Raw genomic sequence first — 22419 nt, forward strand, 5'->3', positions numbered from 1 at the left:
AAGACTTTCCGTATATGAAAGATCACGGATACACAACATCATTCTTAGGTTTCGCTAAAGACTATGGTGCGCCGGGCGCGATCGATAATGTCTGCCGGGTGTCGGACGCGGTGTGTGGTTCCGCCGCCAGTCCGACTTAACCTCCGGTTTCCCCCTACAGGAGTCGACGTGAACCGTCTGAACTTCCGGCGTGTCGCGGCCGCCGCCGCGGGTGCGCTGATCGGCCTGGCCGGCGTCGCCGTCGTCGCCAGCCCGGCCAGCGCCCACCACCCGATCATCAAGGGCGTCGGCTGCGTCCAACACGATGGCACCAAGAAGATCACCTGGACCGTCTCGAACAGTGAGCGGGACCTGGAAGGCAAGATCACGCACGTCTCCACCGGGGTCCGCACTCCGGTCACCAACATCGCCGTCAACGCCGTACTGCCCAAGGCCGGCGAGGGATCGCTGGTCGGTGAGCAGATCGTCCCGAGGAACGTCCGCGACCGGGACATCACGCTGGCCGTGACCGCCGAGTGGACGAGGCACCGGAAGGTGCACACGCGGTCCGCGAAGGAGGACGCGCGGATCATCGGCAACTGCCCGAAGCCGCCGAAGCCGACGCCGACCCCGACGCCGACCGAGGAGCCGACGCCCACGCCGACGCCGAGCGAGGAGCCGACCGAGGAGCCGACGCCGTCGCCGACGCCGAGCGAGGAGCCGACGCCCACGCCGACGCCGAGCGAGGAGCCCACCGAGGAGCCCACGCCGACGTCGAGCCCGAGCGAGCCGAACGTGCCGAACGAGCCGGAGCCGGGTGAGCCGACCTTCGAGCTCATCGAGACCTGCGACGAGCTGACCTTCCAGATCAACAACCCGGCCGACGGCGTGGCCTTCCAGATCACGCTGACCTCGGAGAAGGGTGAGGTCAAGACGCTCGACGCCGTTCCGGGTCAGACCACCTCGGTCTCCTTCGACGCGTACGAGGGCCTGGTCGTCACCCCGAGCTTCGAGGGCGAAGAGGGCGACCCGATCGCCTGGGCGCAGCCGGCGGACTGCGACAACGGCGGGGGCGGCGGCGGACTGCCGGTCACGGGCGCCGCGACCGGCGGCATCATCGCCGGTGCGGTCGTGCTGCTGGCCGCGGGCGCGGGCCTGTTCGTGGTGACCCGTCGTCGCCGACTGCGCTTCACCGCCTGAGCTGAACCGAGCTGAGCCGAACCAAGCCTGAACCCGAGGGCGCGTCGACCACTGGTCGACGCGCCCTCGGCGCGTTCACCGCAGGGCAGGAAAGCGGGAACACCGGAGAGCCGCGGAGCGCGTAGACTGCGCGGCCCCGGCACGCGCAGCTGTCAGTAGCGCAGCTATCCGTCGCCAACCGGGTCTGTCCCGACGGGACGGGGACACTCAACGCCCTCGATCGGCAACGATCCGTATATCAATGATCTCGCATTCATAACATCATTCTTAAGGGCGTTTGAAGGCTGTATCGACACTCTCGATCTCGCTAAGGTCTGCCGGTGCCGGCTTATCGCTGCCGGTTCATCGGCCGGGCAGACATCCCTCTGGCGCGGCGAACTCCGCCGGAGCCGTCCGTCCCACCCCTGCCGAACAAACGCTTTTTCACCCCGGGAGTACGCGTGATCCGACCAAAGCTGTCGCTGCGGCGACCGCTGGCTGTCCTGGCAGCCGCCCTCATCGGCATGACCGGAGCAGCGGCGGTGGCCACTCCGGCCAGCGCCCACCACACCACCATCACCGGCACGGTCATCTGCGACCAGCTCAGCGGCGAGCGGGTGATCACGTGGCGGGTCGTCAACAGCGAGCGTGACAAGGCCGCCACGATCAAGAAGGTGACCGCCGACCCCTCGACTCCCGTCCAGGTGCTGGTGCCCGGTGCCGACGCCGTCGACCTCCAGGGCACCGCGATCCCCCGGGGCGGCGCGATCGAGGCCGTGCAGCGGGTGCCGGGTGACGCCACGAGTGCCAAGCTCACCGTCGAGGCGCGCTGGGACAACCGGCGCGAGCAGACCAACAGCGGCAGCATCAAGCTCGACCGCGACGAGCCCTGCAAGCCGGCGCCGAAGTGCGTCGACGCCAACCAGGCGAAGTACAGCCACACGTTCGACGGCCCGAAGGGCACGGCGACCGTGAAGCTGGAGGGCGACCTGCCGCTCTGCGAGGGCCAGCAGCAGTACTTCACCCTGGTGTCGTACTTCGCGCCGCGTCCGCAGTTCGCCACCCCGCAGTACGTCTACGGCACGCCGGACAGCGACTTCCTCGGTGGCACCCAGACCGAGATCGAGCTGAACGTCGAGGTTCCGGAGTGCTACACCCAGGTCGACCTGATCTGGGGTGGCCTGGACGAGATCATCGACCCGCTGGTCGAGAACGGCCCGCGGTACGGCGACAAGAAGCTCGGCGAGAAGGGCGCGCCCGGCAACCGTTCGTCCGGCCCGCCCGGCTGGTACAACGGCGGTGACAAGAACTGCACCACCCCGGCGTCCACTTTCGCCTCCTCCTGCGACGGCAGCGTGACCGTCTCGCTGAGCAACGACGGCAAGATCTCCAAGTACCCGGTCGAGTTCGAGGTTCGGGGCGAGAACGGTTGGTCCAAGAAGGTCACCGTCGAGCCGGGCAAGGCCGACAACGAGACCGTCGTGCCCGCCGAGAACGCCGGCAAGATCGAGGTGCTGGTCGACGGCAAGGTGATCGAGGGTGGGACCTACTCCTGGGAGCGTCCGGAGGACTGCCCGCTGCCGACCGTGACCACCGAGGCCGACTGCGAGACCTTCGCGCTGACCGCGACCAACCCCGAGGGTGGCCTGCCGGTCAAGGTGGAGTTCACCTACGGCGACAAGACCGAGACTCGTACCGTCGAGCCGGGCAAGTCGGAGACCGTCACCTTCAAGGCCGGTGACGACGAGGCGGCCCTGGTCGTCCTGCCCGAGCTGGGGCTGGAGCTTGAGGTCATCTACGCGCCCGAGGGTTGCGAGGGTGGCGGCGACGGTGGCGGCGGCGAGGAGCCGGGCCTGCCGGTGACCGGTGCCGCTGCCGGTGGCATCGCCGCGGGCGCCATCGCCCTGCTGGCGGTGGGCGCGGTGCTGTTCGTGATGGCGCGGCGTCGCCGGATCCACTTCACCGCCTGAGCTGAGCTGCTGAGTTGAGCTGAGCGAACGTCAAGAAGGGGCCCTTCCTCGACGCGAGGCGTCGCGGAAGGGCCCCTTCCGTAACCGCTGAGGGGCGCGCCGGACGGCGCGCCCCTCAGTCGTTCTTCGGCGCGCTTCTCAGCCTTTTCTCGGCGCGCTTCTCAGCCCTTTTCGAGGTACTCGGCGCGCTCGGCGTCGACCAGGGCCGCGACCGAGGCCGCCAGCGCCGGATGCCGGGACAGCTCGGGATCCTCCTCGACCAGCGCGATCGCCTCCGCCCGGGCGTCGCGGATCAGGTCGGCGTCGCGCAGCAACGACAGCAGCCGCAGGTGCGAGCGGTGACCGGACTGGGTAGCGCCCAGCACGTCGCCCTCCCGCCGCTGTTCCAGGTCGAGTTCGGCGAGCTTGAAGCCGTCCGTGGTGGAGGCGACGGCGTCCAGCCGCTCCCGCGCGCTGCTGCCCTCAGCCGCCTCGGTCACCAGGAGGCAGAGCCCGGCCGCGCTCCCCCGGCCCACCCGACCGCGCAGCTGATGCAGCTGGGAGACGCCGAAACGGTCCGCGTCCAGCACCACCATCATTGTCGCGTTGGGCACGTCCACGCCGACCTCGACCACCGTTGTGGCCACCAGCACGTCCAGCTCTCCTGCGGCGAAGGAGCGCATCACCGCGTCCTTCTCGTCGGCGGGCAGCCGGCCGTGCAGGACGCCGATCCGCAGCCCGTGCAGCGGCCCCTCGGCCAGCAGCGGGGCGACCTCGGTCACCGCCAGCGGCGGGCGTCGCCCGGTGTCGTCGACGACCGGTGGCTCCTCCTCGGCCCCGGCGGTGGCGTCCCCGATGCGCGGACAGACGACGTACGCCTGGTGGCCGGCGGCAACCTCCTCGCGCAGCCGACGCCAGGCCCGGTCGAGGAAGGCCGGCTTCTCCGCCGCCGGCACGACGTGTGAGGCGATCGGCGACCGGCCGCGCGGCAACTGGGACAGGGTGGAGATCTCCAGGTCGCCGTAGACCGTCATGGCCACCGTACGCGGGATCGGGGTGGCGGTCATGACCAGCACGTGCGGCGGCTGGTCCGCCTTGGCGCGCAACGCGTCCCGCTGCTCCACACCGAAGCGGTGTTGTTCGTCCACCACCACCAGGCCGAGATCGGCGAAGTCGACGCCCTCGTAGAGCAGGGCGTGGGTGCCGAGCACGATGCCGGCGGCACCGCTGGCGACCTCGGCCAGGGCCCGCCGCCGGGCCGCCGCGCCGAGCGAGCCGGTAACCAGCTCGACCCGGGTGGCGTGCTCGGCGGCGCCCAGTTCCCCGGCCTGGGCGAGCGGCCCGAGCAGGTCGAGCATGCCGCGGTGGTGCTGAGCGGCGAGCACCTCGGTCGGGGCGAGCAGTGCGGCCTGCCCGCCCGCGTCGACCACCTGGAGCATGGCCCGCAACGCGACCACGGTCTTGCCGGAGCCGACCTCGCCCTGCAACAGGCGGTGCATCGGATGGCTGGTGGCCAGGTCCGCCGCGATCTCGGTGCCCACGTCCCGCTGGCCAGCGGTCAGCTCGTACGGCAGCCGGGCGTCGAAGGCGTCCAGCAGGCCCCCCGGCCGCGGAGGCCGGGGCCGTGCGGGCCAGGCGGCGGCCTGGTGCTTGCGCCGGACCAGCGTCACCTGCACCGCGAACGCCTCGTCCCACTTCAGCCGCCGGCGGGCCCGGTAGAGCTCCTCCTTGCTGGACGGCCGGTGGATCTCGCGTAGCGCGGTGCCGAGACCGACCAGGTTGCGGGTGGCGCGCACCGTGGCCGGCAACGAATCGTCCGGTGGTGCCACGGTGTCCAGCACCACCCGCATGCAGCGGGCGATCACCCAGGTGGGCACGGCCGCCGCAGCCGGGTAGACCGGGATGAGCGCCCCGGCGAACTCCTCGATCTGCTCGTTGGCCGCGGCCTCGGTGTCGGTCTGCTCGCCGAGCAGGACGTACTCCGGCCCGTTGAGCTGGCGCTTTCCCCGAAACTCGGTGACCTTGCCGGCGAACAGGCCCCACCGGCCGGGACGCAGCTCACGCTCGCGCCACGCCTGGTTGCCGAAGAAGGTAAGCGCGAGGGTGCCACCGGAGTCGTCCCCGACGGTCACCTCCAGCAGGTTGCCCCGGCGCTGGCGCATCGGGCGTACGGCGGTGCGCTGCACCTGGGCCAGCACGGTCACCTGCTCACCGACGTCCAGCGCGCGGATGTCGGTGTGCTCGCCGCGCTCGTCGTAGCGGCGCGGAAAGTGGTAGATCAGGTCACCGGCGGTGTGCAGGTCAAGGTGGGTGGCGAGCGCCTTGGCGGTCTTCTCGCCGACCAGCTTCTTCAGCGGCGTGCCCAGGGTGGTCTCGTCGGCGGTCATTCGACACCTACCAGCAACGGATAACGTGGTTGTCCGCCCGGGTACGCCTGCACCTCGACGAAGGGCCAGCGCCGGGCGACGTGCGCCTGCACCGCGTCGGCCAGCCCGTGCGGCGCGTCGGCGCCGACGAGCAGGGTGACCAGCTCACCGCCGCCACCGAGCAGCCGATCGACCAGGGCCGTGCAGGTCTCTTCTAGGTCGCTGCCGATCAGGTGCACCTCCCCCTCGACCAGGGCGAGCAGATCGCCTTCGCGGCAGGGGCCGGCGACGGTGAGGGCGTCCCGGCCGGCGTGACAAACCTCCGCGTACCGGCAGGCACCGGCGGCCTCGGCCATCGCGATCACGTCGTCGGAGAAGCGGCGGCGCGGGTCGCGTACGGCGAGGGCCGCCAACGCCTGCACCGGCGACCGGGTGGGCACCACGCTGACCGTCACGCCGAGCCGCTGCGCCTCCTCGGCGACCTGGTTCGCCACCGCCTGCGCGTCGGGATCGTTGGGCAGCACCACCACCCGGGCCGCGCCGGTGGCGCGTACGGCCTCCAGAAGTTCTCCGGTGGAGGGGTTGCCGGGCACCGCGATCGCACCTTCCCTGGCGAAGAGTTCGGCGAGCCCGGCACCGGCGGCCACCACCACGGCGGCCCGGCCGTCCGGCGGCGGGACCGGCGTCGTCTGGTCGGCGAAGCGGGTCACCGAGATCTGGTGCGGACGGCCGGCCACCACGCCCGCCTCGATCGCCGCACCGACGTCGTTGACGTGCACGTGTACCTGCCAGGTGCCGCCCGAGGGGTTCCCGTCGCCGACCACCACCAGGGAGTCGCCGAGACCGGCCAGGGTCTCCTGCATCCGCCGGACCGCCTCGGCCTCAGCGTCGAGCAGGAACTGCACCTCGTAGGCGTACGCCAGGGAACCGGTCTCCCGGACGGCGGTGACCGGCGGCGGCACGGCCCGGGGCTGCGGCGTGGGATGGTCCGGACTCTCCCCCGTGATCACCTCGACCAGGGCGTCCAGCAGCAGGCAGAGCCCCTGCCCGCCGGCGTCGACCACGCCGGCCCGGGCCAGCGCCGGGAGTTGGTCGGGCGTGCGGGCCAGGGCGCTCGCGGCGGCGCTCGCCGCCGCCCGGGCCACCGCCCGCAGGTCGTCGCTGCCGGCTCGCCCGGCCGCATCGGCCGCGGCGGCGACCACGGTGAGCAGGGTGCCCTCCACCGGCCGGGCGACCGCCGCGTACGCCGCGGTGGTCGCGTCGCGCAGCGCGGCGGCCAATTCCCGGCCCCGGACCGCCGGCACGGTGGCCAGCGCGTCGGCGAAGCCCCGCAGGATCTGCGACAGGATGACGCCCGAGTTGCCCCGAGCGCCGAGCAGAGCGCCCCGGGCCATCAGACGCAGCGCGTGCCCGTGCGCGGTCGAGTCGCCGTCGGCGCGGGTGTCGAGATCCATCGCCAGGGCCTGCTGGGCCGAGGTGAGGGTGAGCACCAGGTTGGTGCCGGTGTCACCGTCGGGCACCGGGTAGACGTTGAGGTCGTCGATCTCCCCCTGGTGCCGCTTCAGGGCGGCGAGGCCACTGGCGCACCAGCGGCGCACGGCGGCGGCGTCGAGGGTGTCCAGCACGGTGGGAAGCCTACTGGCGCACCCTGACACCCGCCCGACGCTGTGCAAGGAAGGGCCCCCTATTAACGTCTGGTGTCTAGGAAGGGTCCCCTTTTAACACTCTGTCAGCTGCGGCCTGGAGGTTGGCTGGGGTGCTGGGCCCGCCAGCCGATGCGGCGAGATCGGGCCCGGTTGGGCGGCTGGCTGGGACATCGGGTACCCTGGCCAGGTTGCCCGGGCAGCGCCTGGCGGCGACCTCATGAACGTTACAATCCCAGGAGTATCCCGTGGCTAGCGTGTGCGACGTCTGTGGCAAGGGACCGGGCTTCGGCCACAACGTGTCCCACTCGCACCGGCGGACCAACCGCCGCTGGAACCCGAACATCCAGTCGGTGCGTACCCCGGCCGGTGGCGGCACGACCAAGAAGCTGAAGGTCTGCACGTCCTGCATCAAGGCGGGCAAGGTCGCCCGCGCCTGACGCGGTAACCCCGACACGCCACGACATCGATGCCGGTGGGCCAGCGGCCCGCCGGCATTGTTTCGTGTCCGCCGCCCGCCGAGCTGGCACACCGCCGCACGCCGTACGCCCAGCCGGCGCACGCCGTACGCCCAGCCGGCGCACGCCGTACGCCCAGCCGGCGCACCGTGAGATGCCGCCCGCCCGTCGCTGCCTGCCGCACGTCGGCGCACCGCCGGCAGGTGTTAATAAGGGGCCCTTTCTATACACCAGGCGTTAATAAGGGGCCCTTCCTTTCACAGCGGGCGGGCGTAGGAGAGGCAGCCGGGGGCGTCGGCGTAGAAGCCGAAGTTGGGCACCCGCTGGTAGCCGGCTGCGGTGTACATCGCGATCGCCTCGGGCTGCCGGTCGCCGCACTCCAGGATGATCCGCTTGCGGCCGTGCTCGCGGGCCGAGTGTTCGATGGCGGCCAGCACGGTCCGGGCCACGCCGCGCCCCCGGGCCTGCGGCGCGGTGTACATCCGCTTCAGCTCGGCGGTGTCGCCGTCGGCACCGTGGCTGCGCCAGCCACCGCAGCCGACCGGCTGCCCGTCGAGCCGCGCAACCAGGAACACCCCGGCCGGTGGCACGAACTCGGCAGCGGCGACCGGGGTCTCGTCGCCGCTGCCGCCGTACCGGGCCCCGAGGTCGGCCAGCGCAGCGGTGATCAACCGCTGCGCCACCGGCGAGTCGAAGGGCTCTGCCTGGATCTCGATCTGTGGCATTCGTGCAGGGTACGACCGGGTTGGTGGGGTGCCGCGAGGTGGCCGGAGCGAGGTGATCCGCGATTCAGCGGAAGTGGTCCCAGCCGGCCGGCCCGTCGAACTCGGCTGCGTCCACCGTCACACCGGAACCCTCGGTGACCCGGCCGATGACCCGCCAACCATCGGGCAGCACCGTCGTCGGCGGGAAGGTCGCGGCCAGCGCATGGTCGTCGCCACCGGCCAGCAGCCAGGCGTACGGGTCGATGCCGAGCGCCTGGGCGGCGTCGCGGATCTGCGTCGGCACCGTGAAAGCGTCCCGGGTGAGGTCGATGGCCACGCCGCTGGCCTTCGCCACGTGCCCGAGGTCGGCGAGCAGCCCGTCGGAGATGTCGATCATGGCGGTGGCGCCGAGCCGGGCGGCCTGCGGTCCCGCCGGATAGGGCACCTCCGGTCGGCGGTACGCCTCGACCAGCAGCCGGGGCGTACGGAACCCGCGGGAGAGCACGGTGAAGCCGGCCGCCGCGTATCCGGTTCGACCGGCCAGGGCGACCAGGTCGCCGGGGCAGGCACCGGCCCGGGTGACCGGCGTCCGGCCGGCCAGGTCACCGAGGGCGGTGACCGCGATGGTCAGGGTGGGGCTGGCGGACATGTCCCCGCCGACCACGCTGGCACCCACCCCGGCCGCCTCGGCACCGAGCCCGTCGGCGAGTTCCTCGACCCATTCGGTGGGCGTACCGGACGGTACGCAGAGCGCCACCAGCAGGGCGGTCGGCTCGGCGCCCATCGCCACCACGTCGGCGAGGTTCGCCGCCGCCGCCCGGCGCCCGATGTCGTACGCCCCGGACCAGTCCCGGCGGAAGTGCCGCCCCTCGACCAGCACATCGGTCGAGGCGACCACCCGGGCGTCCGGCGCGGCGACCACGGCCGCGTCGTCACCGGGGCCGAGCAGCACCGTGTCTCCGTACGAGAGCCGGGCGGTCACCCGGTCGATCAGGCCGAACTCCCCGACCTCCGCGACACTCACGCCGCCGCTCCGCTCCGCCGGGCAGCGGGGCGAGGAGCCCCTCCGCTGAGTCCTATGGTTCGCTCGCCGCGCTCGCTCACCGCTTCTCCTTGACCACCGATAGGGATCAGACCTGGTCCGTAAGGTACTTTCTCCCTTCGGGCCGCCTGGCAGGCGGCGACGGAGGGAGGTCGAGTCGTGGTACAGGCGTACATCCTCATCCAGACAGAGGTCGGCCGGGCACGTGACGTGGCCGGTCTCATCGCGGACCTCGCCGGGGTGGTCCGGGTCGACGCGGTGACCGGGCCGTACGACGTGGTAGTGCTCACCGAGGCGAACACCGTCGATGAGCTCGGCAAACTCATCGTCAGCAAGGTGCAGATGGTGCCCGGCATCACCCGCACCCTGACGTGTTCGGTGGTGCGACTGTAAGTGGAGAAGATCTCCGAGTCCCCGGTCGTCGAGGCCGAAAGCCCGGCGAAGGCACCCGATCGGACGAACCGCCGCGCGGCGCTGATCGCCACTGCGGTGGCCCTGCCGGTGACCCTGCTGGTGGGCGCGCTGGCCTTCGCCAATCTCGCACCGGACACCCCGGCCGCCGCACCGGAGCCCTCGCCGACCACGGTCCAGCCGCGCTCCACCGCGCCGGTGGAGATGGCCGCCCCGGCGCTGGCCGAGCGCCCGGCCGTCGTCTGCCGCGCCCTGCTGTCCCAGTTGCCCGCCTCGATCCGCAACCTGGCGCAGCGACCGGTGACCGCCGGGCCCGAGCAGAACGCCGCGTACGGCGATCCGGCGGTGACGGTGGCCTGCGGCGGCGCCGAGCCCGAGGTGCAGCCCACCGACCACCTGACGCTTGTCAACTCGGTCTGCTGGCACGCGATCGAGCGGGCCGACGTCACGGAGCTGACCACTGTCGACCGGGAGACCGCGGTGACCGTCCGGGTGCCGCACTTCTACGGCGAGGGGCTGCAATGGGTGGCCCCGATCTCCAACACCATCGTCGCCTCGATCCGCTCGGCGGGCCCGGCCCCTTCCGGCTGCACCTCCTGACCGGCTGGCCGGGGCAGGGCGCGCCGGCGCAGCAGCCGGTGCCGGCGCGGCAACCAGTGCCGGCCCGGCAGCCGGTGCCCGCGCAGCAGCCGGTGCCGGCCCGGCAACCAGTGCCCGCGCGGCAGCCCCTGGTCAGTGGCCCGACATCGGCCGCCGGTCAGTGGCCGGTGCCCCGGGCCAACGCGGTACGGATCAGCCGGTCGACCAGCTTCGGGTACTCCAGGCCGGACGCCGCCCACATCCGGGGGAACATCGACGTCGGCGTGAAGCCGGGCATCGTGTTGATCTCGTTGAGGTAGACGTCCATCCCTGGGGTGACGAAGAAGTCGGCCCGGGCCAGCCCGGCGCAGTCCAGCGCGGTGAAGGCGCGGATCGCGTACTCGCGTACCTGCCGGGTGACCTGCTCCGGCAGCTCGGCCGGGATGTCGTACTCGCAGGCCGACTCCGCGTCGACGTACTTGGCCTCGAAGTCGTAGAAGTCGTAGTCGCCGACCACCCGCACCTCGGCGAGCACGGATGCCTCCGGCATCCCGCCGGCCTCACCCTCCAGCACGCCGCACTCGATCTCCCGGCCGACGATCGCCCCCTCGACCAGCACCTTGCTGTCGATCTCCCGCGCGGTGGCGATCGCCGCGTCCAGGTCGGCCCAGTCGTCGACCTTGGTGATGCCGAAGGACGAACCGGCCCGGGACGGCTTGACGAAGACCGGCAGGCCGAGCCGCTGCTTGTCCGCCTCGCTCAGCGTCATCCCGCTGCGCAGCACCGCGTACGGGCCGACCGGAATGCCCTCGGCGGCGCAAAGCTTCTTGGTGAACTCCTTGTCCATCGCGGCGGCCGAGGCGAACACCTTCGCCCCCACGTACGGGATGCCCGCCATCTCCAGCATGCCCTGGATGGTGCCGTCCTCGCCGTAGGCGCCGTGCAGCACGGGGAACACCACGTCGACATCGGCCAGCGCCCGAGGGCCCTCGGTCGGGTCGAGCACCAGCAGGCCACCGCCGGTCGGGTCGGCCCGCAGCACGATGTCGGTACCCGATGCCGCGGTGATCTCCGGCAACCGACGGGCCTCGATCGTCAACCGGCCCGGGTCACCGTCGGTCAGCACCCACTGACCGGCCCGGGTGATGCCCACCGGCACCACGTCGAACTCGTCCGGGTCGAGCGCGCCGAGCACGCTGCCGGCGCTGACGCAGGAGATGCCGTGCTCCGGGCTGCGGCCGCCGAAGACGATCGCGACACGAGTCTTGCCTGGGGTGGTCACTGCGGTCACCTTTCCGGGACGCACTACTGGCGCTCTCCCGGATGACCTTACTGTGCGTGGCGAAGACGGGCAGTCGATACCCGGCGACAACGGGGATCCCCGCATTAACCCCACAATACGCATACGGAGCGTAACCGGACAGTGGCCGAAACGGCTCGCCGCCCGCCGCCCGACTAGCCCATCGCCTCCCGCTCGCCGTAGGCGTGCCGCCGGCCGATGGCGATCACCTTGACCCGCTGTCGGCCGGCCCGCACCATGCCCAGCGCCATGAACGCGCCGGCGATCCGCTCGGCCGCCTCCCGGCTGCTCGCGCCGACCACCTGGCGGCGGCGCTCGGGAGAGGTGCGCTCGTTGCGACCGCCCCCCTCGTCGGGACGGACGTCGGTCAGCACCACCAGGAAGCGGGTCATCGCGGGCCACCGAGGCGACAGTCTCCAAGCACGTCGTTTCCCTTCCGGCGCCCGACTTCTGGCGTGAGGCACGCGGCGGCCGAGCACGGGGGGAAACCCGACCGCCGCGCACCCCATCCCCTCCGGTCGCTCACCACCACCGTCGCCACGACAACCGGCGGTGAGGACGCGCTAACAGGTTGACATCCTTACGGGCATGAATGCAACTCTCACCGACGTTTTCTCATGTACAGAGTCCCAAATACGTGCGACCATCAATGCATGGCACCGAAGACGGCACGTGCTCGCCGGTTGGGCATCGCCCTGCGCCTCCACCGGGAGGCCGCCGGCCTCACCCTGGAGGCCGCGGCAGACGAGATCAACAGCACCCGAAGCACCCTGTCCCGCTACGAGAACGCGCAGACCCTGGTCAGCCCGGCCACCGTACGCGCGCTGCTCACCCTCTACGGGGCCAGCGCGGACGACGTCGCGGCGGCCGTCGCACTGGCCAAGGACGCCCGCAAGCCCGGCTGGTGGGTCTCCTACTCGTACCTGCTCGACCGGCGCACCATCGACTTCATCTCGTTGGAAGCCGAGGCGACCGGCATCTTCAACTTCGAGCCCTCGGTGGTGCCCGGCCTGTTGCAGACCGCCGACTACATCCGCGGCGTGATGCGGGGCGGTCCGCACACCCTCAGCGACAGCGACGTCGAGGATCGGGTGCACCTGCGGCTGGACCGGCAGCAGCGGCTCGCCGGCGAGGATCCGCCGATCTTCGACGCGATCCTCGACGAGGCCGCCCTGCTGCGCCCGGTCGGCGACGACTCGGCGATGCAGGGGCAGCTGCGCCACCTGCTGAAAATGAGTGAACTGCCGAACATCACCGTGCAGGTGATCCCGTTGGCCGCCGGCTACCACCGGGGCACCCGGGGTTCGCTGCACATCCTCGAATTCGCCGACCCGGAGGACCCGATCATCGCCTCGGTCGAGACGGTCGCCGGTCAGATGGTTCTCGATCGCCCCGGCGACCTGCGTACCTGCACCAAGATCATGGAACACCTGCGGACCGTCGCGCTCAGCCCAGCGGACAGCCGCGACGCAATCGTAAACACCCTGAAGGGACGGTAACTGGCATGACACCGACGATCAGTGCGGCGACAGCCGTGGTCGGATGGCGCAAGAGCAGCCACAGTGGCGACGAGGGAGCCTGCGTGGAGGTGGCGGTCGTACCCGGCACGGTGGCCGTGCGCGACTCCAAGGACCCGGGGGGTCCCCAGCTCTACTTCCCACCCGCCGCCTGGAGCGCCTTCGCCCAGGCACCGCCGACCCCCTGACCCCACGGCACCACCGACACAACCCCAGAGCCGCTGACCGGGCCGGTAAGGGCACCGCCGGCCCGGTCAGCTTGTCACCGCCGGCCGATCAACTCTTCACCGCCGGCCCGGTCAGCTCGTCACCGCGGCCGGTCAGCTCTTTCACCGCCGTCAGCGCGGCGAGGGCCACCCCCCGCGCGCCGGCCATGTCCCGCTCCGGCACCAGCGCGAAGGTGGCCAGGGCCGCCTGCTCGGCACGGAGCCTGGTGTGCTGGCGCACCGTCGCCAGGAACCAGTCGCGGAACTCCGGCGCCGTCTCCACCACCCCACCACCTACGAAGTACGCGTGCGGATCGGTGAAGTTGGCCGCGATCGTGAACAGCGCGCCGAGCGCCCGGGCCTGCTGGGCGAAGATCTCCCGGCCCAGTTCGTCGCCGCGCTCGCCGTAGTCGCGGACCAGTTTCGCCGCCCGCGCGGGCGACTCACCGGCCAGCGGTTGCGCTCGATCGCGGTCAGCGAGGCGATGCTCTCCACGTCACCGGCGAAGCCGCAGGCGCAGGTCGGCACCGGCTGCCGCGGCGCCAGCACCTCCGTCAGCGGGATGTGCACGTGCCCCAACTCGCCGGCCATGCCCGCCGCACCGGCGATCACCCGGCCCTCCTCGACCAGGCCGCCGCCCAGCCCGGTGCCGACAATCGCGGCCACCGACGACCGTCGCATCGCCTCGGCACCGAAGTGGACGTGGTGGGCGTAGAGCGCGGCGGCGTTGCCGTCGTTGTGGTAGACCACCTGCAGCCCGAGCCGGTGCTCCAAGGCACCCCGGATGTCGTAGCCGCGCCAGGCCGGCTGGGAGAAGTTCGTCGAACCCTTCGACGAGATCACCCCGGTGGCGCTGGCCGGGCCGGGCGTGTCCAGTCCGACCGCGCGAACCTGCGCGCGGGGCACCCCGGTCAGGGCCAGTACGCCGTCGAAGGCGCGGGCCATCGCCTCGACCGCCGCCTCCGGACCGGCCAGCACCTCGCTGGGCGTCTCCACGAGCCGGTCCACCAGGAACCGCCCGTCGAGCGTGAGGACGGTCGCGTTGTTGCTCGTACCGCCGTTGTCGATCCCGACGACCACCGGCACCGCTGCGCTATCCACCCGACATCCGCCTCTCGCCGTCGGCGACCTGACGTGAGGCTAGTTCTCGTCGTGCCGGCCCGCCACGTCGGGCGGGCGCAGCGCCGTCATCGCGGTGGCACCGAGCGCCTCGTCCCGGACCACCGTGGCGACCAGTCCGGCGTCGGTGAGCACGGCCCGTAGCTCGTCGACCTGGCCAGCGCCGATCTCCAGCACGAGATGCCCGCCGGGGGCTAGCCAGCTCGATGCCGCAACCGCGATCCGCCGCAACACCGCCAGCCCGTCCGACCCACCGTCCAGTGCCACCGGGGCCTCGTACGTGCGGGCCTCCGTCGGCAGCAGCGTCAACTCCGCCGTCGGTACGTACGGGGCGTTCGCCACCACCAGGTCCAGGCCGCCGCGCCAGGCCGCCGGCAACGGGTCGAAGAGGTCACCGGCGAAGACCGGCACGGAAAGCTCGGCCAGGTTGCGCCGCGCGCAGGCCACCGCCGCCGGATCGAGGTCCACCGCGGCCAGCAGGCGGGGCGCGACGAGCCGACGGGCCAACGCCCGGGTGAGCGCCCCCGAGCCGCAGCAGAGCTCGACCACCGTCGCCGCCGGTCCGGTCACCGCCACGGCCGCCGAGACCAGCAGGGCGGTACGGGTACGCGGCACGAAGACCCCGGGGTCGACGGCGATCCGCTCGCCGCAGAACTCCGCCCAACCGAGCAGGTACTCCAGCGGCTCTCCGGCGACCCGCCGGTCCACCAGGGTCGCGAGCGTCTCCGGACCGGTGGCGGCCTCGACGAGCAGCCGGGCCTCGTCCTCGGCCCAGACGCAGCCGGCGTCGCGCAACCGGCCGGTCACGGCGTCCCGCTGTGCCGGGGAGAGGGGCCCCATCAGGCGGTGGCGTCCAGCGCGGCCGTCACGTCCTCGACCAGGTCCACGGTGTCCTCCACCCCACAGGAGAGCCGGACGAAGCCCGGCGCGGTGTCGTCGCCCCACTGCGCCCGCCGGTCGGCGGTGGTGTGCAGCCCGCCGAAGGAGGTCGCCGCGGCGACCAGCCGGGACGCCTCCAGGAACCGGGCGACCCGCGCCGCGCTGCCCAGGTCGAAACAGAGCACCCCCGGCACCCGCCGGAGCTGACGCGACGCCACCGGGTAGGCCGGGTCGTCGGGCAGGCCCGGCCAGCGCAGGCCGGCCACGTCGGCGCGGGCGGCGAGCAGCCGGGCGAGCGCCTCGGCGTTGGCGCTCTGCCGCCCCAGGCGCAGGTCCAGGGTGGCCAGGGAGCGGTGGGCCAGCCAGGCGTCGAATGCGCCGGGCACCGCCCCGGTGGCGGTACGCCAGGCGGTGAGCCGGTCCAGCAACTCCGCCGACCGGGTCGCAAGGTAGCCGAGCAGCAGGTCGGAATGGCCGGTCAGCGCCTTGGTGCCGGAGGCGGCCACCAGGTCCGCGCCCAGTTCCAGCGGACGCTGCCCGAGCGGCGTGGCGGTGGTGTTGTCCACCGCCAGCAGCGCGCCCGCGGCGCGGGTCCGCTCGGCCAGCGCGGGCAGGTCCACCACGTCCAGTCCCGGGTTGGCGGGGGTCTCCACCAGCACCAGGCGTACCCCCTCGAAGGACGGGTACGGCCCGGCGGTCGGGGCCAGCAGCACCCGTACGCCGTTGCCGGCCAGCGTTTCGGCGGCGAACGCCCGCACCGGGAAGTAGCCGTCGGCCGGGAGCAGCACCGTGTCACCCGGGCGCAGCACCGCCAGCAGCAGACCGGTGATGGCCGCCTGGCCGCTGGCGAAGACCCGGCAGTCGCCCGCCTCCAGCTCGCCGATCGCCGCCTCCAGCAGCCGGCGGGTGGGATTGTCCGGACGCCCGTACCCGTCCGGCGCCGCCGCCGGCCCCTGCCGGGGGTCTAGATGGTACGGCGCGGCGAAGACCGGCCCGGGCAGGAACGGCGCGCCGGGCGTGGGCTCGGGCAGACCGGCCCGTACGCATCGGGTGCCGTCGTGGTACGTGCTCACCTGTCACTCCGGCTTCGTGGTGCGGCTCATCAGGGCCTGCACCGCCACCCGTGGGTCGACGCCCTCGTGGCAGACCAGCTCGACCTGCTCGGTGATGGGCATCTCCACCCCGTGCGCGCGAGCAAGGTCCCGGATGGCCAGCGCGCTCTTCACCCCCTCGGCGGTCTGCCGGGTGGCCACCCGCGCCTCTTCCAGGGTGGCACCCCGGCCCAGGTGCTCGCCGAAGGTGCGGTTGCGCGCCGACGGCGACGAGCAGGAGGCGACCAGGTCACCCATGCCGGCCAGGCCGGCAAAGGTGAGCGGATCCGCGCCGAGCGCCACGCCCAGCCGGGCCGTCTCGGCCAGCCCGCGGGTGACAAGCGTCGCCCGGGTGTTGTGGCCGAAGCCCATCGCGGTGGCGATGCCGTACGCCAGGGCGATCACGTTCTTCACCGCCCCGCCCAGCTCGCAGCCGATCACGTCGTCATTTGTGTACGGGCGGAAGTACGGCGTGGTGATGGCGCGCTGCACAAGCGTGGCCCGGTCGGCGTCGGTGCAGGCGACCACGGTGGCGGCCGGCTGCCCGGCGGCGATCTCCGGCGCCAGGTTGGGGCCGGAGACGACCACCACGCGATCGGCCGCCACCCCTGCGGTCTCGACGATCACCTCGCTCATCCGCCTGGTGGTACCGAGTTCGATGCCCTTCATCAGGGAGACCAGCGTGGCGTCGGGATGCAGGTGCCCGACCCAGTCGGCGAGGTTGCCCCGCAGCGTCTGCGACGGCACCGCCAGCACCACCATCTCCGCGCCCTTGATCGCCTCCGCGGCATCGCCGGTGCCCGTCACGCGCTCCGGCAGCACCGCGCCGGGCAGGTACTCCGGGTTGCGCCGGTGCTCACGGATCATGTCGGCGATCGGCTGACGCCGGGCCCAGATGGTGACGTCCCGCCCGGCGTCAGCCAGGATCTTCGCGAACGCCGTACCCCAGGAGCCGGCCCCCAGCACCGCGACGTGACCACTCACGCCGTCGCCCCCGGGTGCTGGCCTTCGGCGGAGGTTCGGCCGGCACGCTGCCACAGGGGTGGCGGGGTGCCGCCCCGGATCTCGGCCAGCATGTCGCGCAGCCGCAGCATGATCACGTCGGTCATCTCCTCGAGCACCTGCCGGGTCGGGGTGGCACCGGCCCAGCGACTCAGGTCGATCGGCGGCCCGGCCACCACGGTCACCGGAATACGGGGCCGCGGGTTGATCCGGGCTCGGCGCGGATCGAAGATGCGCTCCGGCCCCCACATCGTCAGCGGGACCACCGGTGCACCGGTGGCCAGCGCCAGCCGGGCGGCACCGGTCTTGCCCTTCATCGGCCACAGGTCCGGTTCGCGGCTGGTGGTGCCCTCCGGGTAGATGATCACTGCGCCACCCTCGTTGACCGCCTTGACCAGGGCGTTTAGCGATCTTGCCGCCTCCACCGAGCCGCGTTCGACGGGAATCTGCCGGCACCGGTGCAGGATCCAACCGACCACCGGAACCTTGAACACACTCGCCTTGCCGAGGAACTGCGGCCACCGCCCGGCGTCGTAGACGAAGTGGGCGCAGACCAGCGGGTCGGCGTGCGAGATGTGGTTCGCCACGACGATCACGGGGCCGTCCTGGCGCAGGTGCTCCATGCCCCGCCAGGTACGCCGTGTCCAGACGGTCAACACCGGCTTGATCAGCACCACGGCGAACCACTGCCAGAAGTTCAGCCTCCGTCGACCCACCCTGCCTCCTCGTGCCCGCCCCGCTCACCGGAAGAGAACCGGTGACCCCGCAGCCGAAATCATGCCTGCTCGCCCCTGGTACGGCCAGTGAGGGTACCGGTGCCGGGCTGGCAGGATGGCAGCTGTGAGTCAGCCATGGACCGTTGTGGTGCCGGTCAAGCGCCTGAGCGCGGCAAAGACCCGGCTGCGCGGCGGGCTGCCCGGCGTACCGCATGAGGAGCTGGCGCTGGCCCTGGCCGCCGACACGCTGGACGCGGTGCGGGCCTGTGCCGAGGTGGCCGAGTTACGGGTGGTGACGGACGACCCCCGGCTGGCCGCCGTGGCCCGCCGGGTGGGTGCCCGGGTCCTGCCGGACGTCGCGGGCGGCGGGCTCAACGCGGCGTTCCGACACGGCGCGGCCGGCGTCGCCGGCTGGGTGACCGGACTTACCGCCGACCTGCCCGCGCTGCGCCCGGTGGAGCTGACGGCGGCACTGCGCGCGACGCAGGCCGGCCCGCCGGGCGTACGCCGCTTCGTGGCCGACGCACCGGGGACCGGCACCGTGCTGTTGGCCGCGCCGCCCGGTGTGCCTCTGGAGCCCCGGTTCGGGCCCGCCTCGGCCGCGGCGCACGCGGCCAGCGGGGCTCGTCCGCTCGCCGGCGACTGGCCCAGTCTGCGACGCGACGTGGACACCGCCGACGACCTGTTGGCGGCGGCCCGGATCGGCCTCGGGCCACGCACCGCCGCACTGGCCGCCGGCTGCCTGACCGGTTGAGGCTCGCGTCGGCACCGGCCCTGCGCCCTCTCCATGCCGACCCTGGCACGGCGCGGCGGTGTACGGTGCTGGGCATGCAGGGCACGGTGGCGACCTTCGACGCGGCGACGCGCAGCGGGCTGCTGCTGCTCGACGACGGCACCGAGTTGCCGTTTCCCGCGCGGGCCTTCGACGCCTCCGGGCTGCGGCTGCTCCGGCTCGGCCAGCGGGTCCGGGTCGAGACCGACGCCGACGGTGACGTCGTCCGGGTGACGCTTCCGACGATGTCCTGAGCTACCCACCCCAAGTTCAATCTGCATTAACCCTGGTCAGGCAATTATGAGCAGGTGAGCACCCCTCGCGAGCGTCCCGACCAGCCAGCCGGCACCGACGACCCGGGCAGCGGCAACGGTGGCCGGCCGCGAGGGACCGACGGGCGATTCCGCACCGCCCGGCCGACCCCCGACGACGTGGCCGGCACCGATCCGGCGGGGGCCTCGGCCGGGCTCGACGAGGTGCTCGACCCGATCACCGAGCCGGGGCTGCCGGAACCTTCGGGCGACGAACCGCCGGCCGGACGACCGCTGCCGGACGACCGGTTCCTCAACCGGGAGCTGTCCTGGCTCGACTTCAACGCCCGGGTGCTGTCGCTGGCCGAGGACCCGGGCACGCCCCTGCTGGAACGGGCCAAGTTCCTGGCCATCTTCGCCAGCAACCTCGACGAGTTCTACATGGTGCGGGTCGCCGGGCTGAAGCGGCGGCTCTCCGCCGGCCTACCGGTACGCGGCGGTGACGGGCTTCCGCTGCGTACCCAGCTCGAACGGATCGCCGAGAAGGCCGCCATTCTGGTGACCCGGCACGCCAACTGCTTCGTCGACGACGTGGCGCCGAAGCTGGCCGCCGAGGGCATCCAGGTGCTGCGCTGGTCCGACCTTGACGAGGCCGAACGGGAGCGGATGCGCAGCTACTTCCGCGACCAGATCTTTCCGGTGCTCACCCCGCTCGCGGTCGATCCGGCCCACCCCTTCCCGTACATCTCGGGCCGGTCGCTCAACCTGGCGGTCTCGGTCCGCGACCCGGACGGCGGCCCCGAGCTGTTCGCGCGGGTGAAGGTGCCCAACAACGTGCCCAGGTTCGTCCGGGTCGACCGGGACCAGCCCGAGATCCGCATGCTTCCGCTGGAGGACCTCATCGCGGTGCACCTCGGGCAGCTCTTCTCCGGCATGCAGGTGGTGGAGTGCCACCTCTTCCGGGTCACCCGCAACGCCGAGGTGGAGGTCGACGAGGACCGCGACGAGGACCTGCTCCAGGCGCTGGAGCGGGAGCTGGCCCGGCGCCGCTTCGGCCCGCCGGTCCGGTTGGAGGTGGCCGCGTCCATCTCCGACCACATGCTGGAGCTGCTGATCCGCGAACTGGACATGAACCCCCAGGACGTGCTGCGGGTCCGTGGCCTGCTCGACCTCTCCGCGCTGTGGCAGCTGTACGGCGCGGCCGACCGGCTCGACCTGAAGGATCCGCCGTTCGTGCCGGCCACCCATCCGCGTCTCACCGAGGGCGAGGTGCCGCGCAGTGTCTTCGCCACCCTGCGCGACGGCGACGTGCTGGTGCACCATCCGTACCACTCGTTCGCCACAAGCGTGCAACGCTTCATCGAGCAGGCCGCCGCCGACCCGAACGTGCTTGCCATCAAGCAGACCCTCTACCGCACCAGCGGTGACTCACCGATCGTGGACGCACTTGTCGACGCCGCCGCCGCCGGCAAGCAGGTGGTGGTGCTGGTCGAGCTGAAGGCCCGCTTCGACGAGGTGGCCAACATCGGCTGGGCCCGGACCCTGGAACGCGCGGGCTGCCACGTGGTCTACGGCCTGGTCGGGCTCAAGACCCATTGCAAGACCGCCCTTGTGGTACGCCAGGAGGGCAACCACATCCGGCGGTACTGCCACATCGGCACCGGCAACTACCACCCGAAGACCGCCCGGCTCTACGAGGACTTCGGCCTGCTCACCGCCGACCCGGAGATCGGCGCCGACCTGACCGACCTGTTCAACGTGCTCACCGGCTACAGCCGGCAGACCGCGTACCGGCGGCTGCTGGTGGCGCCGCAGGGCATCCGCAGCGGCCTGATCGAGCGGATCCAACGCGAGATCTCCCACGTCCGGCTGGGCCAGCCGGGGCTCGTGCAGTTCAAGGTGAACGCGCTTGTCGACGAGGAGGTCACCGACGCGCTGTACCGGGCCTCCCAGGCCGGCGTACACGTCGATCTGATCATCCGGGGGATGTGCACGTTGCGGCCGGGCGTACCGGGGCTGTCGGAGAACATCCGGGTCCGCTCGGTACTCGGCCGGTTCCTGGAACACTCCCGGATCTTCCGGTTCGGCAACAACGGCGACGCCGAGTTCTGGATCGGCTCGGCCGATCTGATGCACCGCAACCTGGATCGGCGTATCGAGGCGCTGGTCCAGGTCAGCGACCCGGTGGCCCGCGCCGAACTCGACCAGGTGCTCAGCGCGGCGTTGAGCCCCGACGTCGACGCGTTCGAGTTGGCCGCCGACGGCAACTGGAGCCGGCGCAGCGGCGCGCCGGAGGTCCCCCTGACCCATCTACAGGATCTGTTGCTGCGTCGGGTCGGCGGCAAGACCGGCGCTGCGGCGCGGGCATAGGCTGAGCAGATGGTCGAAGCGATCCGGGCGGCCGGCGGCGTGGTGTGGCGGCCGATGCCGGACGGCGGGGTCCAGGTGTGCCTGGTGCACCGCCCCCGATACGGGGACTGGACGTTGCCGAAGGGCAAGCTGGAGCCGGGTGAGCACGCCCTGCTCGCCGCCGCGCGGGAGGTCGCCGAGGAGGCCGACGCCCGGGTCGTGCCGCAGGTCCGGCTGCCCAGCGTGCGGTACCGCAGCGAGGGCCGGATCAAGACGGTCGACTACTGGTCCATGCGGGCGGTGGGCACCGGCGGCTTCCAGCCCGACACCGAGGTCGACGAGCTGCGCTGGTTGGACGTCCCCGGCGCGATGGCCCTGGTCAGCTATTCGCACGACAGCGAGGTGCTGGCCGCGTTCGCCGCGCTGCCGCCGGTCACCACGACGATGATGCTGGTCCGGCACGGGCACGCAGGCAAGCGACTGACCTGGTCCGGTCCGGACGCGGGACGGCCGCTCGACGCCCGCGGCTGGTCCGAGGCGTACGCCCTGGCGCCGCTGATCGAGCTGATCCGCCCGGTACGCCTGCTCTCCGCCTCGCCCCGGCGGTGCGTGCAGACCCTGGATCCGGCCGCCGCAGCGCTTGACCTGCCGATCGAGATCTGCGGCGACCTGGACGAGCCTCTCGCCGGCCAGCAGCCCGACGAGTGCGCGCTGGCCGCTGCGGGACTGATGGCCACACTTGCCGCGGCCGGTGAACCGGTGGCGGTGTGCGGTCAGGGCAAGGTGATCCCGGCGGCCCTGGAGCGGCTCGCCGGCCGCGACGGCGACTTCCGCACCGACAAGGGCGGCGGCTGGCTGCTCGCCTTCTCCGGCGCCCGGCTGCTCGCCGCCGACCGCCTCTGAGCGA

At 72.3% G+C, this 22419-nt stretch carries 21 protein-coding genes and 1 pseudogene; 11 read left to right on the forward strand and 11 right to left on the reverse strand.

The genetic code is table 11. The features are described 5' to 3' along the window. The first annotated feature begins 168 nt into the window (after positions 1–168). Both AC507J_RS19640 and AC507J_RS19645 read left to right on the forward strand, forming a co-directional pair. Positions 169–1179 carry a cell wall anchor protein gene (locus AC507J_RS19640; RefSeq protein WP_496290627.1) on the forward strand — a complete coding sequence of 337 codons (1011 nt, stop codon included), beginning with the start codon at positions 169–171 and terminating at the stop codon, positions 1177–1179. Between the two features lie 440 nt (positions 1180–1619). Next, positions 1620–3128: a cell wall anchor protein gene (locus AC507J_RS19645; RefSeq protein ID WP_496290628.1), complete on the forward strand. Its 1509-nt coding sequence runs from the start codon at positions 1620–1622 to the stop codon at positions 3126–3128. A gap of 161 nt (positions 3129–3289) precedes the next feature. Here the strand turns inward: AC507J_RS19645 and recG are convergent, their stop codons facing one another. Together recG and AC507J_RS19655 are read right to left on the reverse strand one after the other, a co-directional pair. Beyond that, positions 3290–5494 carry an ATP-dependent DNA helicase RecG gene (gene recG / locus AC507J_RS19650; RefSeq protein ID WP_496290629.1) on the reverse strand — a complete coding sequence of 735 codons (2205 nt, stop codon included), beginning with the start codon at positions 5492–5494 and terminating at the stop codon, positions 3290–3292. Further along, entirely contained in the window at positions 5491–7098 is a 1608-nt protein-coding gene (locus AC507J_RS19655; RefSeq protein WP_496290630.1) for a DAK2 domain-containing protein, read from the reverse strand. Before AC507J_RS19655 ends, recG begins: the two co-directional genes overlap by 4 nt. Before the next feature lie 266 nt (positions 7099–7364). On the opposite strand from AC507J_RS19655, the gene rpmB reads away from it, so the two are divergent. Then, positions 7365–7556, forward strand: coding sequence for a 50S ribosomal protein L28 (gene rpmB / locus AC507J_RS19660; RefSeq protein WP_093401721.1), 192 nt, complete (start codon positions 7365–7367; stop codon positions 7554–7556). 275 nt (positions 7557–7831) lie between these two features. On the opposite strand, the gene AC507J_RS19665 is transcribed toward rpmB, so the two are convergent. Then, a complete protein-coding gene (locus AC507J_RS19665) occupies positions 7832–8299 on the reverse strand; it encodes a GNAT family N-acetyltransferase (protein ID WP_496290631.1) in 468 nt (155 codons plus the stop codon). A 64-nt stretch (positions 8300–8363) separates the two neighbouring features. After that, positions 8364–9302: a thiamine-phosphate kinase gene (locus AC507J_RS19670; RefSeq protein ID WP_496290632.1), complete on the reverse strand. Its 939-nt coding sequence runs from the start codon at positions 9300–9302 to the stop codon at positions 8364–8366. A 177-nt stretch (positions 9303–9479) separates the two neighbouring features. Here AC507J_RS19670 and AC507J_RS19675 point away from each other — a divergent pair, with 177 nt between their 5' ends. After that, entirely contained in the window at positions 9480–9713 is a 234-nt protein-coding gene (locus AC507J_RS19675; protein ID WP_013284547.1) for an Lrp/AsnC ligand binding domain-containing protein, read from the forward strand. Then, positions 9714–10331: a DUF3515 family protein gene (locus AC507J_RS19680; protein ID WP_496290633.1), complete on the forward strand. Its 618-nt coding sequence runs from the start codon at positions 9714–9716 to the stop codon at positions 10329–10331. Positions 10332–10488: 157 nt separating this feature from the next. On the opposite strand, the gene AC507J_RS19685 is transcribed toward AC507J_RS19680, so the two are convergent. After that, the gene (locus AC507J_RS19685) at positions 10489–11592 is read right to left on the reverse strand and encodes a D-alanine--D-alanine ligase family protein (RefSeq protein ID WP_496290634.1); all 1104 of its coding nucleotides are present in this window, start codon (positions 11590–11592) and stop codon (positions 10489–10491) included. Between the two features lie 173 nt (positions 11593–11765). Further along, the gene (locus AC507J_RS19690) at positions 11766–12002 is read right to left on the reverse strand and encodes a hypothetical protein (RefSeq protein WP_496290635.1); all 237 of its coding nucleotides are present in this window, start codon (positions 12000–12002) and stop codon (positions 11766–11768) included. A 261-nt stretch (positions 12003–12263) separates the two neighbouring features. On the opposite strand from AC507J_RS19690, the gene AC507J_RS19695 reads away from it, so the two are divergent. Next, a complete protein-coding gene (locus AC507J_RS19695) occupies positions 12264–13109 on the forward strand; it encodes a helix-turn-helix domain-containing protein (protein WP_496290636.1) in 846 nt (281 codons plus the stop codon). Between the two features lie 5 nt (positions 13110–13114). Further along, positions 13115–13315: a DUF397 domain-containing protein gene (locus AC507J_RS19700; protein ID WP_496290637.1), complete on the forward strand. Its 201-nt coding sequence runs from the start codon at positions 13115–13117 to the stop codon at positions 13313–13315. An 88-nt stretch (positions 13316–13403) separates the two neighbouring features. Here AC507J_RS19700 and AC507J_RS19705 read toward each other — a convergent pair. The 5 genes and pseudogenes from AC507J_RS19705 to AC507J_RS19725 form a co-directional block, all read right to left on the reverse strand. Next, positions 13404–14434 (reverse strand): annotated as a pseudogene (locus AC507J_RS19705) (ROK family protein). A gap of 39 nt (positions 14435–14473) precedes the next feature. After that, positions 14474–15292: a putative protein N(5)-glutamine methyltransferase gene (locus AC507J_RS19710; RefSeq protein ID WP_496290638.1), complete on the reverse strand. Its 819-nt coding sequence runs from the start codon at positions 15290–15292 to the stop codon at positions 14474–14476. Beyond that, positions 15292–16404: a cystathionine gamma-lyase gene (locus AC507J_RS19715; RefSeq protein ID WP_496290639.1), complete on the reverse strand. Its 1113-nt coding sequence runs from the start codon at positions 16402–16404 to the stop codon at positions 15292–15294. Before AC507J_RS19715 ends, AC507J_RS19710 begins: the two co-directional genes overlap by 1 nt. A gap of 3 nt (positions 16405–16407) precedes the next feature. Further along, complete coding sequence (locus AC507J_RS19720; RefSeq protein ID WP_496290640.1) at positions 16408–17406, reverse strand: NAD(P)H-dependent glycerol-3-phosphate dehydrogenase; 999 nt, start codon at positions 17404–17406, stop codon at positions 16408–16410. After that, positions 17403–18140 carry a lysophospholipid acyltransferase family protein gene (locus AC507J_RS19725; RefSeq protein WP_496290641.1) on the reverse strand — a complete coding sequence of 246 codons (738 nt, stop codon included), beginning with the start codon at positions 18138–18140 and terminating at the stop codon, positions 17403–17405. The genes AC507J_RS19720 and AC507J_RS19725 overlap by 4 nt, the downstream gene beginning before the upstream one ends. Before the next feature lie 124 nt (positions 18141–18264). Here AC507J_RS19725 and cofC point away from each other — a divergent pair, with 124 nt between their 5' ends. The 4 genes from cofC to AC507J_RS19745 all read left to right on the forward strand — a co-directional run bounded on the left by cofC (position 18265) and on the right by AC507J_RS19745 (position 22415). Beyond that, entirely contained in the window at positions 18265–18894 is a 630-nt protein-coding gene (cofC, locus tag AC507J_RS19730; protein WP_496290642.1) for a 2-phospho-L-lactate guanylyltransferase, read from the forward strand. 74 nt (positions 18895–18968) lie between these two features. After that, entirely contained in the window at positions 18969–19166 is a 198-nt protein-coding gene (locus AC507J_RS19735) for a cold-shock protein (RefSeq protein WP_341719502.1), read from the forward strand. 54 nt (positions 19167–19220) lie between these two features. Next, positions 19221–21533, forward strand: coding sequence for an RNA degradosome polyphosphate kinase (locus tag AC507J_RS19740; RefSeq protein ID WP_496290643.1), 2313 nt, complete (start codon positions 19221–19223; stop codon positions 21531–21533). Between the two features lie 9 nt (positions 21534–21542). Continuing rightward, positions 21543–22415 (forward strand): NUDIX hydrolase, encoded by an 873-nt coding sequence (locus AC507J_RS19745; protein WP_496290644.1) that lies wholly within the window; start codon positions 21543–21545, stop codon positions 22413–22415. The last annotated feature ends 4 nt before the right edge of the window (positions 22416–22419 follow it).

The sequence above is a fragment of the Micromonospora sp. PRAS1 genome, assembly GCF_059553435.1.